This is a genomic window from Vibrio sp. R-1 (genome assembly GCF_035615595.1).
Lineage (GTDB): Bacteria > Pseudomonadota > Gammaproteobacteria > Enterobacterales > Vibrionaceae > Vibrio > Vibrio cholerae.
In genome coordinates this window covers 61069-76137 of record NZ_WPDC01000006.1, presented here as the reverse complement: position 1 = coordinate 76137, position 15069 = coordinate 61069, and the positions used below count along the sequence as shown (strand labels likewise).

Here is a 15069-nt window from a genome sequence, read left to right as displayed (position 1 = left end):
CGCTTAAAGCGCCTTTTTTACTTTTGTTGTTTCTACTGTTTAATCTCGTATAGGTGCAGGAGCCAATACATCACGATTACCGTTATGCCCTGGCGCACTCACAATACCTTGAGCCTCAAGCTGCTCAACAATACGTGCAGCGCGGTTATAACCAATTTTAAAACGGCGTTGAACCCCAGAAACTGAGCCTCGGCGCGTTTCGACAACGTGCTCAACCACTTGATCAAACAGTGGGTCAAGTTCTTCGTCTGATTCAGACTGCTCTCCGGGCAATAAGGCTTCTGGGCCGTGATCGCCTTGGATAATCTCACTGATGTAATTCGGCTTGCCCCTTGCCTTCCAGTTATTGACCACAGCATGCACATCATCATCCGAGGCAAATGCACCATGTACACGAATCGTATGACTGGAACCGGCAGGTAAATAGAGCATATCCCCCATACCGAGCAGCGACTCTGCGCCGCTCTGATCCAAAATCGTCCGAGAGTCGGTTTTCGTGGAGACAGTAAAAGCAACACGGGTCGGGATGTTGGCTTTAATCAGACCCGTAATCACATCCACAGATGGGCGCTGCGTAGCCAAAATCAAGTGAATACCCGCCGCACGGGCTTTTTGTGCCAAACGCGCAATCAGCTCTTCGACTTTTTTACCTACTACCATCATCAGGTCAGCAAATTCATCGACCACGACCACAATATAAGGCAGTTTTTCTAATAGTGGCGGCTCACTCTCCATGCTATCTCCGTCTTTCCAAAGAGGATCGTAGATAGGATGTCCGGCTTCAGCAGCCATACGCAGTTTATCGTTAAAGCCTTTGATATTACGTACACCAAGTACCGACATCAGCTTATAACGACGCTCCATTTCTCCGACACACCAGCGCAGCGCGTTAGAGGCATCTTTCATGTCGGTCACCACCTCCGCCAACAGATGAGGAATGCCTTCATACACGGAAAGCTCCAACATTTTCGGGTCAATCATGATGAAGCGGACATCTTCTGGGGAAGCCTTATACAACATGCTCAGGATCATCACGTTGACCCCAACCGACTTACCTGAACCAGTGGTACCCGCCACCAACACATGAGGCATTTTAGACAGATCCGCTACCACGGCATCGCCGGCGATATCTTGGCCAAGCACGACGGTCGTAGGTGACTTCGACTCTTTAAATTGCGTACTGGCAATCACATCGGATAGATACACGGTTTGACGTGACATGTTTGGCAGCTCAAGCCCGACATAAGGTTTACCGGGAATAACTTCCACGACACGCACAGCCATCGCCGAGAGTGAACGGGCTAAGTCCATCGACAGACTAGAAATTCGGCTCACTTTCACACCCGGCGCTAAATCTAGCTCAAAACGGGTGATCACAGGCCCCGGGAAAATATCCACGACTTGCGCTTGGATTTTGTAATCAGCCAGTTTGGACTCAACCAGACGCGCGATCTCTTCTAAAGCTTCACGATCGATAAAGTTTTCACGCTTTTCTGGATGGTACAGCAGCTCTAGCGTTGGCATAGGCTCTGTTGGTTTCGGCAAGTTTACTGCCTTCTGCACTAAAAACGGGTTTTGCTGCGCAGCCGCATTCGCTTGTGCTTGCGAAACGATGTTTTGAAATGCCGCCACATCGCGATCGTCAGGCTCATCCTCGTCTTCCCAATCAGACTCTATTGCGGGCGATACCATAACCGAAGGCGTTTCTTCAAGCTCATCTTCATCATCTGACCAATGCAAGTTAGCAATGCTGGGCTCAACTTCTTCATCTTCTACCTCAATATTGAACGAGTGGTTAAAGTTTTCAGAGAGGCTCTCCTCTTCTTCATCCACCGAGATGGCAGTGGTCAAAATGGAATCTTCAACATCCGAAAGAGTGCTGGAGGTAAGAACGCTTGGCACTGCATCATCCTCGACAGCATAGTCATCGACTAGACGAGCCTGTTGCTCCAGTTCTTCTATCGTGGCATCCCATTGCTGAGTGCGCGTAGAGCTGACAGGCTCTACCTGTGTATTTTGAGCGGCTACCCGTGAGAAATGAGGGGCAGGTTCGCGCTGCCTTGGCGGCTCTGGTTTCAACTCGACTTTAGGCTCTACTTGGGGCTCAAAATGAATGTCAGGTACGTCACGCTCTTCTGGCATATGAATATTGAAGCGACGTAAGCTCGGGGCAGGCTCGTCAATCTCAGTATCCATTGGCGCAGAAAATGTCGGTTCTAGCTCTTCAACTGGCAGTTCAGGCTTTACCAATGCCGGTTTCACACGCTCCGCTTTTTCACCGCGTAAGCGGTTAAACAGCCCGACAAATGCCGCAATGCTACGCTCACCAATCCATTCCACAATCCGAAGCCAAGAGATCCCAGTCAACAAGGTAATGCCAGCCCCCCACAAAAAGAGCAACACAAGCGTTGTTCCAAGAATGTTCAAGATCGGCAGTGCTAAGCTGGTCAATACATCGCCAATCACTCCACCTGATGAAAAATACCAAATGTCATCAAAGTTGATGTCGGCAAGACCACAACTGGTCAATAGCACTATGGTTAGACCAAGGAGTCGAGTTCCCCAAAGAGTGAAATCGATTTCGTCACCTTCATCACGTTTGCGCAACAGCACCCATGCTGCAAATGCAATAATAAAAGGTAATGGATAGGCTAAAGAGCCAAAAACGAAGAACAGGGTGTCAGCTAACCAAGCGCCAACTAAACCACCCGCATTGTGAATGTCAGTCCCCCAAGCCGTTTGTGACCAAGATGGATCAGCGGGGTTAAAACCAAACAGAGCAACGGCAAGAAATATCGAAAACAAGAAAGCTAAGATCAATCCGCTTTCTTTAAGACGTTGTGAGCCATTGAGTCGAGAAGAAGGAGCCTCTTCACTCGTTTTAATAATGGTTTCGACTTTATTTTTGTTCTCTTTGAACATAAACCAACTTGACTATGATTAAGGCCATAATGCGCAACACTATACGCAGTTTCATGGCGGTGAAACAGTCCGAGCGGCCAACGCCGCTCGGTTTGTTTGGAGATTTAACCATATCAAGGGCAAAAACCCAATTCGCGAAAGTCAGAATGTGGAAAGATCTCCAACATTCGCTTTAAGTTAGCGAGTTTTAATCACTAATTGGTTGGTTTGCTTCACTTCTTCCATGACCACGTAAGTACGAGTGTCATTGACTCCCGGCAAACGGAGCAAGGTATCACCTAACAAACGGCGATAAGCCCCCATATCCGATACACGGGTTTTCAGCAGATAGTCAAAATCACCAGAAACTAGGTGACACTCTTGAATATCATCCAACTTTTGTACCGCGGCATTAAACTGTTCAAATACATCGGGCGCGCCACGATTTAACGTAATTTCAACAAACACCAACAGTGACGCGTCCAAATACTGAGGGTTCAATAATGCAGTATAACCAGTAATAAACCCTTGACGTTCTAGACGACGAACACGCTCAAGACAAGGCGTAGGTGAAAGCCCTACACGCTTTGATAACTCTACGTTTGAAATTCGACCGTCTTTTTGCAATTCATTCAATATATTGCGATCTATACGGTCTAAGTCCTTAGACGGCTTCTTATAACTATCCACCATTTTTTATTCCACCTTATTACTTCCTTGCAAAAAAATATACTACAACTTCTTAATATTTAGCATCAAATTTTTCACACTAGTCACTATACTAGCCACAAATTCGATAGAACAACCCTACATGTAGTCAATACAACCAAATTAATCTAAGGAGTTAGGATGATCATTGGCGTTCCTAAAGAAATCAAGAACCACGAATATCGTGTGGGCATGATTCCAGCTAGCGTGCGGGAGCTTGTCTCACACGGACACCAAGTTTACGTAGAAACAAATGCCGGTTCCGGCATCGGCTTTTCAGACGATGATTACATCGCTGTAGGCGCATCCATTCTTCCTACCGCTGCAGACGTCTTCGCGAAAGCAGAGATGATTGTAAAGGTTAAAGAACCTCAAGCTATCGAGCGAGCCATGCTCAAAGAGGGGCAAATTTTATTTACTTATTTGCACCTGGCTCCAGATTTTCCACAAACTGAAGAGCTAATCAAGAGCAAAGCTGTCTGCATAGCCTATGAGACTGTAACAGATAATATGGGTCGCTTACCACTACTGGCACCGATGTCTGAAGTCGCAGGCCGTATGTCCATTCAGGCTGGCGCTCAAACCTTAGAAAAATCACGTGGCGGCAGTGGCTTATTACTCGGTGGCGTTCCCGGTGTTGCTCCTGCAAAAGTCGTAGTACTCGGCGGCGGTGTAGTCGGCGCTAACGCAGCCCGTATGGCTATTGGCCTACGTGCCGATGTCACTATTCTAGATCGCAACATCGATACTCTACGTAAACTCGATGAAGAGTTTCAAGGCCGAGCTAACGTCGTATATTCCACCGCAGATGCCATCGAAAAATACGTATTAGAAGCAGACTTAGTGATCGGTGCCGTTCTTATCCCTGGTGCTGCTGCGCCTAAACTGGTCACTCAGCAACACATCAAACGCATGAAACCCGGTTCAGCCGTAGTTGATGTAGCGATCGACCAAGGGGGTTGCTTCGAAACCTCTCACCCTACCACTCACGCAGAGCCCACTTATATTGTTGATGATGTGGTGCACTACTGTGTAGCCAATATGCCCGGCGCTGTGGCGCGCACTTCTACCTTTGCTCTTAATAACGCCACGCTACCATATATCGTTAAACTCGCCAATAAAGGCTACCAAAAAGCCCTAGAAGATGCAGGATTTTTAAAAGGCCTCAACGTAATTCACGGAAAAGTGACTTACAAAGAGGTTGCAGAAAACTTTGGCCTCGATTATGTCGACCCCGCTAAAGCGATTGCGATGTTTAATTAATGATTCAGAGAGCCGATATTATCGGCTCTCCCCTCTTCAATTCAGCGCCAAGCATTGACCACTAAATTGCGCGGTGTTGCTTTACGATCGCAAAACTCACTCACCCTGACTTGATAGCCCTGCTCCTGCAAATAGAGCGCTTTATCCAACACCAACCATAGCTCTAGCAGCCGCCGAAACCCGTCTTGAACTAAACTTATCCGTTCCATCTGCCAGAATCGCTGATAGCCTAAACTTTCAAAATGAGCCAAATCGACGTGAGTGAAATCCATAGCGATATTTTTCTCTTGAGCCGCCCACTGGCAAAACTCGGCAAACCCTTGGTTGAGTTTTGATTTCTGAATACTAGGGATAGGTATATAACCCGCTTGATGGCCGACTTGACTCACCAGAGCATCAAATCCTAACCGATAAACCATCTCTTGCTGTCGCTGCCGTCTAACCCTTTCCCCTCCGGTCACGGTTTCTTGCAGTGGCAGTCGCAGTTCTCGACGGGTCAATTGCAAATCTGACTGAGCCGCCACTTTCGACATCGCGTGATATTCGTTATCTCGAATCAAATGGTAGCAGCAGGGAGAAAAGCTAATCGCCGCGGCATGCGAAGAAGTGGCGTAATGAAGCATCTTTACGTGTAAGTCACCACACGCATGTAGGGCAACAGCATGAGTACTGGAATTAAACAGGGCAGCAGAACGCTCATCAAATGCATCCCCCTGCACAAACTGCATAGGGAGTTGCAACGCATCGGCTTCTTGTTGTCCAGAGCAGCAAAGCTCGGCTTGATACTCAAAACTGACGACTGGTTGCTGAGTCACCCCCGCCAAAATACGCCCCAAGTAACCTTTCCCAGCACACCACTCTAACCACTGAGTGCCTTGATGGTGCGCAACAAGCACTTTACTGATCGCTTCTATTTGTTGCCATTTACGTCCGGGGATCCCTTTGTCAAAAAACTTTGGTAATCGGAGTAAAAGCAAGGAAGAGTCTGAAATGTCGACTGGGAGTTTCATCTCCTCTAACCCGGGAAAAAAACCAGATAAGACGGAAGAGAGTTTCTCTGGATCGGTTTTGAACTCCACGACCTCATCCTGACTAAGAGCATAGAGCCAAGCGGTTAACTCGGGATACGCATCCCCCCAAGGCAACGCCGATAAACGGCAAGCATGAAAAGCCTCATAACGCCAAAAAGATTGGGTTTGAGTTAAGAATGAATCGAGTTGTATGAATAGAGCTTGCATGCTTCCTCCTATCGGTGAGCCATTCTAGGAGGAAGCACAATGAAGTGAAAGTAAAAGCGCGTTAACGCACAGGCAGATCAATGTCCTTAAACATTTCTGCTATTTCAATATTCGATTTCAAAGAGATGGCTTGCTCTACTACGGGACGGGTAAGATGTGGAGCAAAGCGCTCCATAAAATCAAACATATAAGAGCGAAGGAAAGTACCACGGCGAAAACCAATACTGGTGGTACTCGCACTGAAGATATGGCTTGCATCAATCGCCACCAGATCCGTGTCCTGCTTTTTGTCTACCGCCATGCTAGCAATCACACCAACCCCAATGCCCATGCGCACATACGTTTTGATCACATCCGCATCAGTGGCGGTAAAAACCACTTTCGGTGTCATGCCAACTCGATTGAATGCACTATCAAGCTCTGAACGTCCGGTAAAGCCGAAAACATAGGTCACTAATGGATAAGCCGCTAAATCTTCTATGGTCACCTGCTCTTTCTTGGTCAGCGGGTGATCTTTAGGCACGACTATCGAACGATTCCAGTGATAACAAGGCAACATGATTGCATCTTGGTACAAATGCAACGCTTCTGTCGCAATCGCAAAATTTGCAGTGCCTTTGGCAATCGCTTCCGACATTTGAGTTGGCGTGCCTTGATGCATGTGCAAAGAAACTCTTGGATAACGCTTAGTAAAACCTTTAATCACCTCTGGCAGAGCATAGCGGGCTTGGGTATGGGTAGTGGAAATATTCAGCGTGCCCATTTCTGGATGCGTATGCTCGGCAGCAACCGCCTTGATGCTTTCGACGCGCGATAAAATTTCCGTCGCAATACGCACTATGTGCTCGCCCGCAGGCGTTACTTGCGTTAAATGCTTGCCGCTTCGCTCAAAAATCTGAATTCCAAGCTCATCTTCTAACAGCCTGACCTGTTTACTGATCCCCGGCTGAGAGGTATATAGGTTTTCCGCGGTCGCAGACACATTCAAATTATGATTGACCACTTCCACAATGTACTTTAACTGCTGCAGTTTCATCTTTTTCCCATAATCCCTTGCGGTGTTTTGCCACAGACACACATATTTTATAATTATTAGTTATAACGCTTCAGCGCGACAATTCCTAGCCTTTATCGAGAGAAGCGTGAAATGAATATTCAGCGCCTTGCTTATTCGGTGGAAAATTTGCCACGCAACGCCCAAACTCATCGTGGGAAAGCGGTTTTTGCTTGATAAAACGGGAATAATCAAAAGAGTAAATTGTCGGGATCACAACGAGCGTGTATCCTTAATCGTTAGCCATTGAAAACTGAAGATACGGATTTTATGAATATAGGTTTAATCATTGCTCTGGTGGCCATTTTGCTCATTTTGGTTCTTGGCTACAACATCATGTTGCAATATCGGGTGAAAGTCGAAAGCGCCAAGAAACAGGAGTCATCACGCTATGTAGCGATTATTGATGCAACTGAAGATTTAATCGGCAATGCTCATCATTTGCCATTCAGTAAAGAGCTTTTAGTCTGCTTGAATAACCGTATTCTTGATGCACTACAAAGCATGTATGACCTTGATCCTAAAAATAAGCAACTCGCTCAACGTATCGAAAATATGAAAGGGCAGATCAACCACCTGCAAAATAACCATCCAGGCGGTGAAAGTACTTCATTTAAAATTCCTAGCAGTGACAAGCAAGCTATCATCATGCTGAAGTTGGTTAAACGTCTACGTGACACCATTCGTAGTGAGCACAATAAAGGGCGTTTTGAAACCCAAGCTTATGTGGCAGAAAATGCTCGCTTAGAGACCATTCAGATTCGTATCAACATTGAAAATGTAATCAAACGTGCGAATGATTCGATTGTACGTGGTCAACCTGGTACTGCAATCCAATTGTTACGGAAAGGGATTGATGTGCTGGCATCAAAGAATGATAGCTATTCCAACCAAGCCCGTGAAAAACTACAGTCCATGTATGATGATCTCGAGCAGAAACGCCAAAACAAAAGTGCTTCTGACCTACAGCAGGTTGAAGTTAATGAACGTAAAAGTGACATGGATGCACTCTTCGGTGAGAAGAAAAAGTGGTAAGATACCACGCGATAATGACTTGATTAACTTCAGGCCGCTTATGCGGCCTTTTTCTTAAATAGTGCCCATGATTCATCCATCTACTATCCAACAACTTTTAGAACCGATTAACCATTTCTTGCTATGCCCGACACCTGACGAATGGGTTGATGAAGCGCGCAAACCTGAAAACCTACGAGTTTTGTTGCTAGACCATTTGCTATGTGAGCTGAAAGCTGGTCAATCCGCCATGTTTCTGATCCGTAAGTATGCGGTTGATAAAGAGAGTGAACTTTCGCTATTGGATTGGTTTAAACCTTATGAAGACTTTGCGTATCGCAAAATGGGAGATATCCACTCGCTCAAAGGCAAAAGCCAAATCTCCAAAGCGATTATTGCCAAATCGGATTCTCCTTATAGCCAAGATTTGATCGATAAAATGGTCTTGCTAATCAAGGAAGAGCTACACCATTTCTATCAAGTGTTGGAAATTATGCAAGCGCGCAATGTGGAGTATGAGTCAATTCCGGCTAGCCGTTATGCCAAAGGACTTCTAGCCCATATGAAGACCCATGAACCACAGACATTGATTGATAAGCTGATAGTAGGCGCTTACATTGAGGCTCGCTCTTGTGAGCGCTTTGCCAAACTCGCCCCCTACTTAGATGACGAGATAGCAAAATTTTATGTTTCTCTGCTTCGCTCTGAAGCTCGCCATTATCAAGACTACTTGCAACTGGCTGAACAAATTGCGGGCTACGATATCTCTGAGCGTGTTGCGTATTTTGGCCGAGTCGAAGCGGAGTTAATTTCCACTCCCGATAGCGATTTCAAGTTTCACAGTGGTATTCCTAAATAGCCTTTTTAAAAAAGCCCAGTACTGTGACTGGGCTTGAGTTTATCCAATCTAGTAAAGCTAAACTAAAGAGCTGTTTATTTCTTCCAGAACCACTTCAGGATGTGCGGCTTGGGTGATAGGGCGACCGATCACGAGATAATCTGAACCAGAGGCAATGGCTTGGGCTGGAGTCATAATACGGCGTTGATCGCCTTGCTCTGAACCCGCTGGACGAATCCCTGGCGTCACCAGTTTGAATTCACGCCCTAAATGTTGCTTCAATAGTGATGCCTCTTGTGCGGAGCATACTACACCATCAAGACCAGCATTTTTGGTAAGCGTTGCTAATCGCAGCACATGATCTTGTGGCGCACTCAAGATGCCAATACCTTGTAAATCGGCAGATTCCATACTGGTCAATACAGTGACACCAATCAGCAGTGGGCGATCTTTACCATACGGCTCCAGAATCTCACGCGATGCTGCCATCATTCGTTCGCCACCACTGGCGTGCACATTCACCATCCAAACCCCAAGCTCAGCGGCAGCTTTCACCGCTTTTGAACAGGTATTCGGAATATCGTGAAATTTCAGATCCAGAAACACAGAAAAACCTCGTTTATGCAGCTCACAGACAAAATCAGGGCCAAATAGAGTAAACATCTCTTTACCCACTTTGAGTCGACATGTGCTTGGGTCAATTTTGTCCACAAACGCGAGCGCATCCGCCAGATTGTCATAGTCCAGTGCAACAATCACTTTTGGGTCGTTCATCGTTTCTCCTATCTGTATATCGAGTTAAAAAAAAGCAGCCATAAATAGCTGCGTCATACTGTTGATTTTTAATTACTCACCATCTAAGCCTCTGATTGGCTTGATTGAACCCCAGTTTTTACATGATGGGCAATGCCAATAAAGTGAATGGGTCGAAAAGCCACATTTACGGCAACGGTAATGGGGTTTTACTTTAAGCTGTTCACCCACTAAGCGTTGTAACGTAGAGAGACTGGCTTTGGCTCTGCCCTCTTCCGCTTCGGCAATATGGTAATCAATCAACCGGTAAAAGCCTTTCATAGTAGGATTTTTAACCAACTGACGAGTTAAAATCTCTTGTGCAGCGGCAATACCTTCATGCTGTGCAACCAACTGAGCGAGCATTAATTCGGCCGATACCCCTGCTTTATTGGCAATACAGCGACGTAAGAAGGTGATCAAATCTTGCTCTCGCCCCAAATGGTGGTAACACTCAGCCAACGTATTGAGCACTTCACCGATAAAATCGATATCTTGCTCAAGAACCATCTCTAGATGGTCAATAGTCTTCTGATAGTCTTCGTTTTGTAGGTAGAGTTTACCGAGTGAAATGGTTGCACGTACACATTTCGGATCTTCTTGTAATGCTTTTTTAAACAGTTGGATGGCTTTGTTATCGTTACTGTCCGCCTTTTCAAGCATGGCCAGCTCGCAGTAGAAATGCGCAATGTTCACCTTCATACGTTTGCGCCCAAGCTTAACCAAAGCGGTGGCACACTCGATCGCTTTGTGCCACTCACGAGTCTGTTGATAAATTGCCGTGAGCTGCTGGAGTGCGGATTCACGATGCTCAGGCTCATCAATCAGTTGTTCAAATATTTTCTCAGCACGATCAAGAAAACCGGACACCATATAGTCCTTAGCTAACTGCTGCAGCGCCAAGTTTTTCTGGTCTATGGTCAAACCAGAGCGAGAGATAAGGTTTTGGTGAATACGAATAGCGCGATCCACTTCGCCACGAGACCGGAAAAGGTTACCGAGTGCTAGATGGGTATCAATGGTTTCATTATCGACTTGCAATAATTCGATAAAGTGATCAACCGCTTTATCCGATTGATCAGAGAGCAAGAGGTTCAAACCAGTCACGTATTGACGCGAAATTTGGTGTGATTGTTTCTGTTTATCTTGCTGGGCGCTACGATGGCCCATGTACCAGCCGTAGGCGGCGGCGATGGGCAATAACAGGAACAGTATTTCTAACATCGAAAACAGCCTTATCCGCTATGCACTTTCGTTTCAGGTGCGGATTGCTGATTGGCCAATTTTAACTGTTTGGTAAGTTTGCGAATTCTCAGTTGCGACTTGAAATGCATGCCACCGAAAAGAATCGCTGCACAAGCAAAGCCGACAATAAAAACCGTACCCAGTAAGGTCGATAAATGAAACTCACCTTGCGCTAGTAAGTAGTTAAATACCACAACCGATTGGTTTTGCGAGCCTAATGCTAATGCGATTAAGAAAAGAGCGAGTACGGCGACTATCTTTATAATTTTCATAAGTCATTACCTTTTCACAAATTGGCACACCGATTATGCAGGAAAACGGCGCGACAAACCACGGCTAATAGTCATGCTGATATAAAAAAGCGGCACGCTGGATTAGCATGCCGCTCGTGTGAACAAACTTTACTCAGATTACAAGTTAACGCGTTCGCGTAGTTCCTTACCTGGTTTGAAATGCGGAACGTACTTACCTTCCAACTCCACCTTATCGCCAGTCTTAGGATTACGCCCTACACGCGGCTCACGATAGTGTAAGGAAAAGCTACCGAAACCACGAATCTCGATGCGCTCCCCCGCTTCTAACGTTGAGGCCATATGCTCAAGGATATTTTTTACCGCATCTTCGATCTCTTTCGCAGACAAGTGCGTTTGTTCGGCACAGAGTCTTTCTATCAGTTCGGACTTAGTCATAGTTTCCCTCTTCGAGTTGTTACTGCTCAATTATAGTCAGTAATATCAATTCCAACAAACACTTGATTTACATTGTAGAAAAAGAACTCGACGTTGGGCGAGATCTTACATTAGGTTTACTGTTTTATTTCTAAGAGTGAACGTTATGCGGCTTTTTGGCAACTGCTCATGTTTAATCTTAGGTGGCGATCATAAGATTACAACAAGCACCATCGCTAAAAGCGGTGGTTTAGGGATGACAACAAAAAAGGAGCCTTGCGGCTCCTTTTGTCTATTAGCGTTTGGCTATTATTCGCCTTTCGCTGCTTTGAAAGCGTCAGCCATAGCATTACCGAACGCAGCTTCATCTTGCTTGTTCAGAGTTGCCATTACTTCTTGCTCTTCAGCTTCATCTTTCGCTTTGATAGACAGGTTGATTACGCGGTTTTTACGGTCAACACCAGTAAATTTCGCTTCAACTTTGTCACCAACGTTCAGGATCAGTGATGCATCTTCGATACGGTCACGTGATACTTCAGAAGCGCGGATGTAACCTTCAACGCCGTCTTCTAGCTCGATGGTTGCGCCTTTCGCGTCAACTGCAGTTACAGTACCGTTAACCAGAGCACCTTTCTTGTTGTCTGCAACATAAGCGTTGAATGGATCGTTTTCCATTTGCTTGATGCCCAGAGAAATACGCTCACGCTCAGCGTCTACTGCTAGAACAACTGCAGAGATTTCGTCGCCTTTCTTGAATTCACGAACAGCTTCTTCTCCTGGTACGTTCCAAGAGATGTCAGACAGGTGAACCAGACCGTCGATACCGCCTTCTAGACCGATGAAGATACCAAAGTCAGTGATAGACTTGATCTTACCAGTTACTTTGTCGCCTTTAGCTTGCGCTTCAGCGAATGATTGCCATGGGTTAGCTTTACACTGTTTCAGGCCTAGAGAGATACGACGACGCTCTTCGTCGATATCCAGAACCATAACCTCAACTTCGTCGCCAACATTAACAACTTTAGATGGGTGGATGTTCTTGTTCGTCCAGTCCATTTCAGAAACGTGTACTAGACCTTCAACGCCTTCTTCGATTTCAACGAAGCAGCCGTAGTCAGTCAGGTTAGTTACACGGCCAGACAGTTTGTGACCTTCTGGGTAACGCTTAGCGATTGCTACCCATGGATCTTCGCCTAGCTGTTTCAGACCTAGAGATACGCGAGTACGATCACGATCGAACTTCAGTACTTTAACTAGGATCTCGTCACCAACGTTAACGATTTCTGATGGATGCTTAACGCGCTTCCAAGCCATGTCAGTGATGTGTAGCAGACCGTCAACGCCGCCCAGATCAACGAATGCACCGTAGTCAGTCAGGTTCTTAACGATACCTTTAACTTCAGTACCTTCTTGCAGAGTTTCAAGCAGTTCATCACGCTCTACGCTGCTTTCAGATTCGATAACTGCACGACGAGAAACAACAACGTTGTTACGCTTCTGGTCTAGCTTGATAACTTTGAACTCTAGCTCTTTGTTTTCTAGGTGAGCAGTGTCACGGATTGGACGTACGTCAACCAGAGAACCTGGCAGGAACGCACGGATACCGTTCAGTTCAACAGTGAAACCGCCTTTAACTTTACCGTTAATGATACCGATAACAGTTGCAGCTTCTTCGTAAGCTTTTTCAAGTACGATCCAAGCTTCATGGCGCTTCGCTTTCTCACGAGAAAGTTGAGTTTCGCCGAAACCATCTTCAACCGCGTCCAGAGCTACGTCTACTTGAGAACCGACTTGAACTTCTAGTTCGCCAGCAGCGTTCTTGAATTGTTCAGCAGGGATAGCAGACTCAGACTTCAGGCCAGCATCAACCAGAACGTAGCCGTTCTCGATTGCTACTACAGTACCTTTAACGATAGTACCTTGTTGGAATTGGGTCTCGTTCAGAAACTCTTCAAAGAGTTGAGCAAAAGATTCAGTCATTTATTTAATCTTCAATAATTAAACGGCCACGGGTGTCCTACCACGTGGGGTTATTAAATTCGCCAGTCATCATCCTTGCGACCGACGTTCTTACCTAGCGTGAACCATTCACACTAGCTTAGATTCAATATATTGTAGCGCTTGTTCCACCACTTCATCGATAGTCAATGTGGTTGAATCAAGCACTAATGCGTCTTCAGCAGGACGTAATGGAGCAACAGCACGATTTCTGTCGCGGTCGTCTCTTTCCTGAATTTCGCTTAAAAGGGCGTCAAATTTAACATCAAGCCCCTTCAGTTGCAACTGCTTGAAGCGTCTACGGGCTCTTTCTTCCGCACTCGCATCAAGGAAAATTTTTGCTTCCGCCGCTGGAAAAACCACAGTGCCCATATCACGGCCATCTGCAACTAATCCAATACCACTAGCAAACGCGCGTTGACGGCGCAGCAGCGCTTCACGTACCCGAGGTAATGCCGCGACTTTTGACGCAGCCATCCCAGTTTCTTCTTTACGCAGCTCGCGAGACACATCTTCACCTTCGAGGATGACTTTCACTAAGTCGCCTTCCGCGATGAACTGCACATCAAGATGCGTAGCAAGAGGAACCAAAGCGTCTTCCGATTCAAGATCAACGCCATGATGAAGAGCCGCCAAGGCCAACACGCGATAAATCGCGCCAGAATCCAATAGCTGAAAACCGAGTTTTTTAGCCAACAACATGCACAATGTGCCTTTACCTGCACCGCTAGGTCCATCAACGGTAACCACTGGCGTATGAGAAGACATGTATTTCTCCACTTTTTTGTTTTTAGGCGATTGGAATCGTCACGCCCGCGTTTTCGGCGAAGAATTATAAGTGCAAAGGCTCTCTGGTGCTAGGTAAGAGTCCTGATTAACCATAAAAAGGCTACTGAGTTAAAAAATTAACTCGGCCGAAGCCGAGTTATTACGAGACACATGATTGCAGCTTATAACAAGATCCTTGCGGCATTGTTGCGCACTGTCGCTTCACCAATCCCTTTCACATTCGTCAGATCATCGATATGAGTAAAAGGGCCGTTGGCTTCTCGATAATCGACAATGGCCTGAGCTTTCTTAAGCCCGATGCCTTTGAGTAACGTCGCCAGTTCTTCTGCAGAAGCGGTATTAATGTTGACAGTGATCACAATACCTTCTTCTACCTGCGCAGCGGGGGCCGTTTCCTCGGCATTGGCCAGTAACGGTAATGTCGGCAGGCAGAGAGAAAGAAACAGTGTCACTATTTTGGTTTTGATTTGCATGATAGACCCTCATTTTGGTTGTTGAGGGCTTATGATAGCGAGGGGAAAAATGATGGAAATTTCGACAGTTTATAAATAGAACGGGCTA

General features: G+C 46.1%; 14 protein-coding genes. 3 read left to right on the top strand and 11 right to left on the bottom strand.

The genetic code is table 11. The annotated features are described in order from the left end of the window. Positions 1–39: 39 nt before the first annotated feature. Both ftsK and lrp read right to left on the bottom strand, forming a co-directional pair. Positions 40–2922 (bottom strand): DNA translocase FtsK, encoded by a 2883-nt coding sequence (ftsK, locus tag GOU96_RS02495; RefSeq protein WP_267781425.1) that lies wholly within the window; start codon positions 2920–2922, stop codon positions 40–42. A 177-nt stretch (positions 2923–3099) separates the two neighbouring features. Next, positions 3100–3594, bottom strand: a complete 495-nt coding sequence (gene lrp / locus GOU96_RS02490) for a leucine-responsive transcriptional regulator Lrp (RefSeq protein ID WP_000228497.1) — start codon at positions 3592–3594, stop codon at positions 3100–3102. A gap of 156 nt (positions 3595–3750) precedes the next feature. On the opposite strand from lrp, the gene ald reads away from it, so the two are divergent. Next, entirely contained in the window at positions 3751–4872 is a 1122-nt protein-coding gene (gene ald / locus GOU96_RS02485) for an alanine dehydrogenase (RefSeq protein WP_267781423.1), read from the top strand. Positions 4873–4913: 41 nt separating this feature from the next. On the opposite strand, the gene GOU96_RS02480 is transcribed toward ald, so the two are convergent. Next, positions 4914–6110, bottom strand: a complete 1197-nt coding sequence (locus GOU96_RS02480; protein ID WP_174499680.1) for a methyltransferase — start codon at positions 6108–6110, stop codon at positions 4914–4916. 61 nt (positions 6111–6171) lie between these two features. Then, complete coding sequence (cysB, locus tag GOU96_RS02475; RefSeq protein ID WP_000776223.1) at positions 6172–7146, bottom strand: HTH-type transcriptional regulator CysB; 975 nt, start codon at positions 7144–7146, stop codon at positions 6172–6174. Between the two features lie 288 nt (positions 7147–7434). Between cysB and GOU96_RS02470 the strand changes: the two genes are divergently transcribed. After that, positions 7435–8199 carry a hypothetical protein gene (locus GOU96_RS02470; protein ID WP_001020611.1) on the top strand — a complete coding sequence of 255 codons (765 nt, stop codon included), beginning with the start codon at positions 7435–7437 and terminating at the stop codon, positions 8197–8199. Positions 8200–8266: 67 nt separating this feature from the next. Next, positions 8267–9037, top strand: coding sequence for a tRNA isopentenyl-2-thiomethyl-A-37 hydroxylase MiaE (miaE, locus tag GOU96_RS02465; RefSeq protein ID WP_000581753.1), 771 nt, complete (start codon positions 8267–8269; stop codon positions 9035–9037). A 57-nt stretch (positions 9038–9094) separates the two neighbouring features. Here miaE and pyrF read toward each other — a convergent pair whose 3' ends face one another. The 7 genes from pyrF to GOU96_RS02430 form a co-directional block, all read right to left on the bottom strand. After that, on the bottom strand, positions 9095–9790 hold the full coding sequence (gene pyrF / locus GOU96_RS02460) for an orotidine-5'-phosphate decarboxylase (protein WP_000999555.1): 696 nt from the start codon (positions 9788–9790) through the stop codon (positions 9095–9097). 72 nt (positions 9791–9862) lie between these two features. Next, positions 9863–11032: a lipopolysaccharide assembly protein LapB gene (lapB, locus tag GOU96_RS02455; protein ID WP_000889971.1), complete on the bottom strand. Its 1170-nt coding sequence runs from the start codon at positions 11030–11032 to the stop codon at positions 9863–9865. 11 nt (positions 11033–11043) lie between these two features. Further along, positions 11044–11325, bottom strand: coding sequence for a LapA family protein (locus GOU96_RS02450; protein ID WP_000691492.1), 282 nt, complete (start codon positions 11323–11325; stop codon positions 11044–11046). 138 nt (positions 11326–11463) lie between these two features. Next, the gene (ihfB, locus tag GOU96_RS02445; RefSeq protein WP_000167341.1) at positions 11464–11742 is read right to left on the bottom strand and encodes an integration host factor subunit beta; all 279 of its coding nucleotides are present in this window, start codon (positions 11740–11742) and stop codon (positions 11464–11466) included. Between the two features lie 288 nt (positions 11743–12030). Continuing rightward, a complete protein-coding gene (rpsA, locus tag GOU96_RS02440) occupies positions 12031–13701 on the bottom strand; it encodes a 30S ribosomal protein S1 (protein WP_000140316.1) in 1671 nt (556 codons plus the stop codon). A gap of 108 nt (positions 13702–13809) precedes the next feature. Continuing rightward, the gene (gene cmk, locus GOU96_RS02435) at positions 13810–14487 is read right to left on the bottom strand and encodes a (d)CMP kinase (protein WP_000094752.1); all 678 of its coding nucleotides are present in this window, start codon (positions 14485–14487) and stop codon (positions 13810–13812) included. 182 nt (positions 14488–14669) lie between these two features. Continuing rightward, positions 14670–14981, bottom strand: coding sequence for a ComEA family DNA-binding protein (locus GOU96_RS02430; protein WP_001166105.1), 312 nt, complete (start codon positions 14979–14981; stop codon positions 14670–14672). Between the last annotated feature and the right edge of the window lie 88 nt (positions 14982–15069).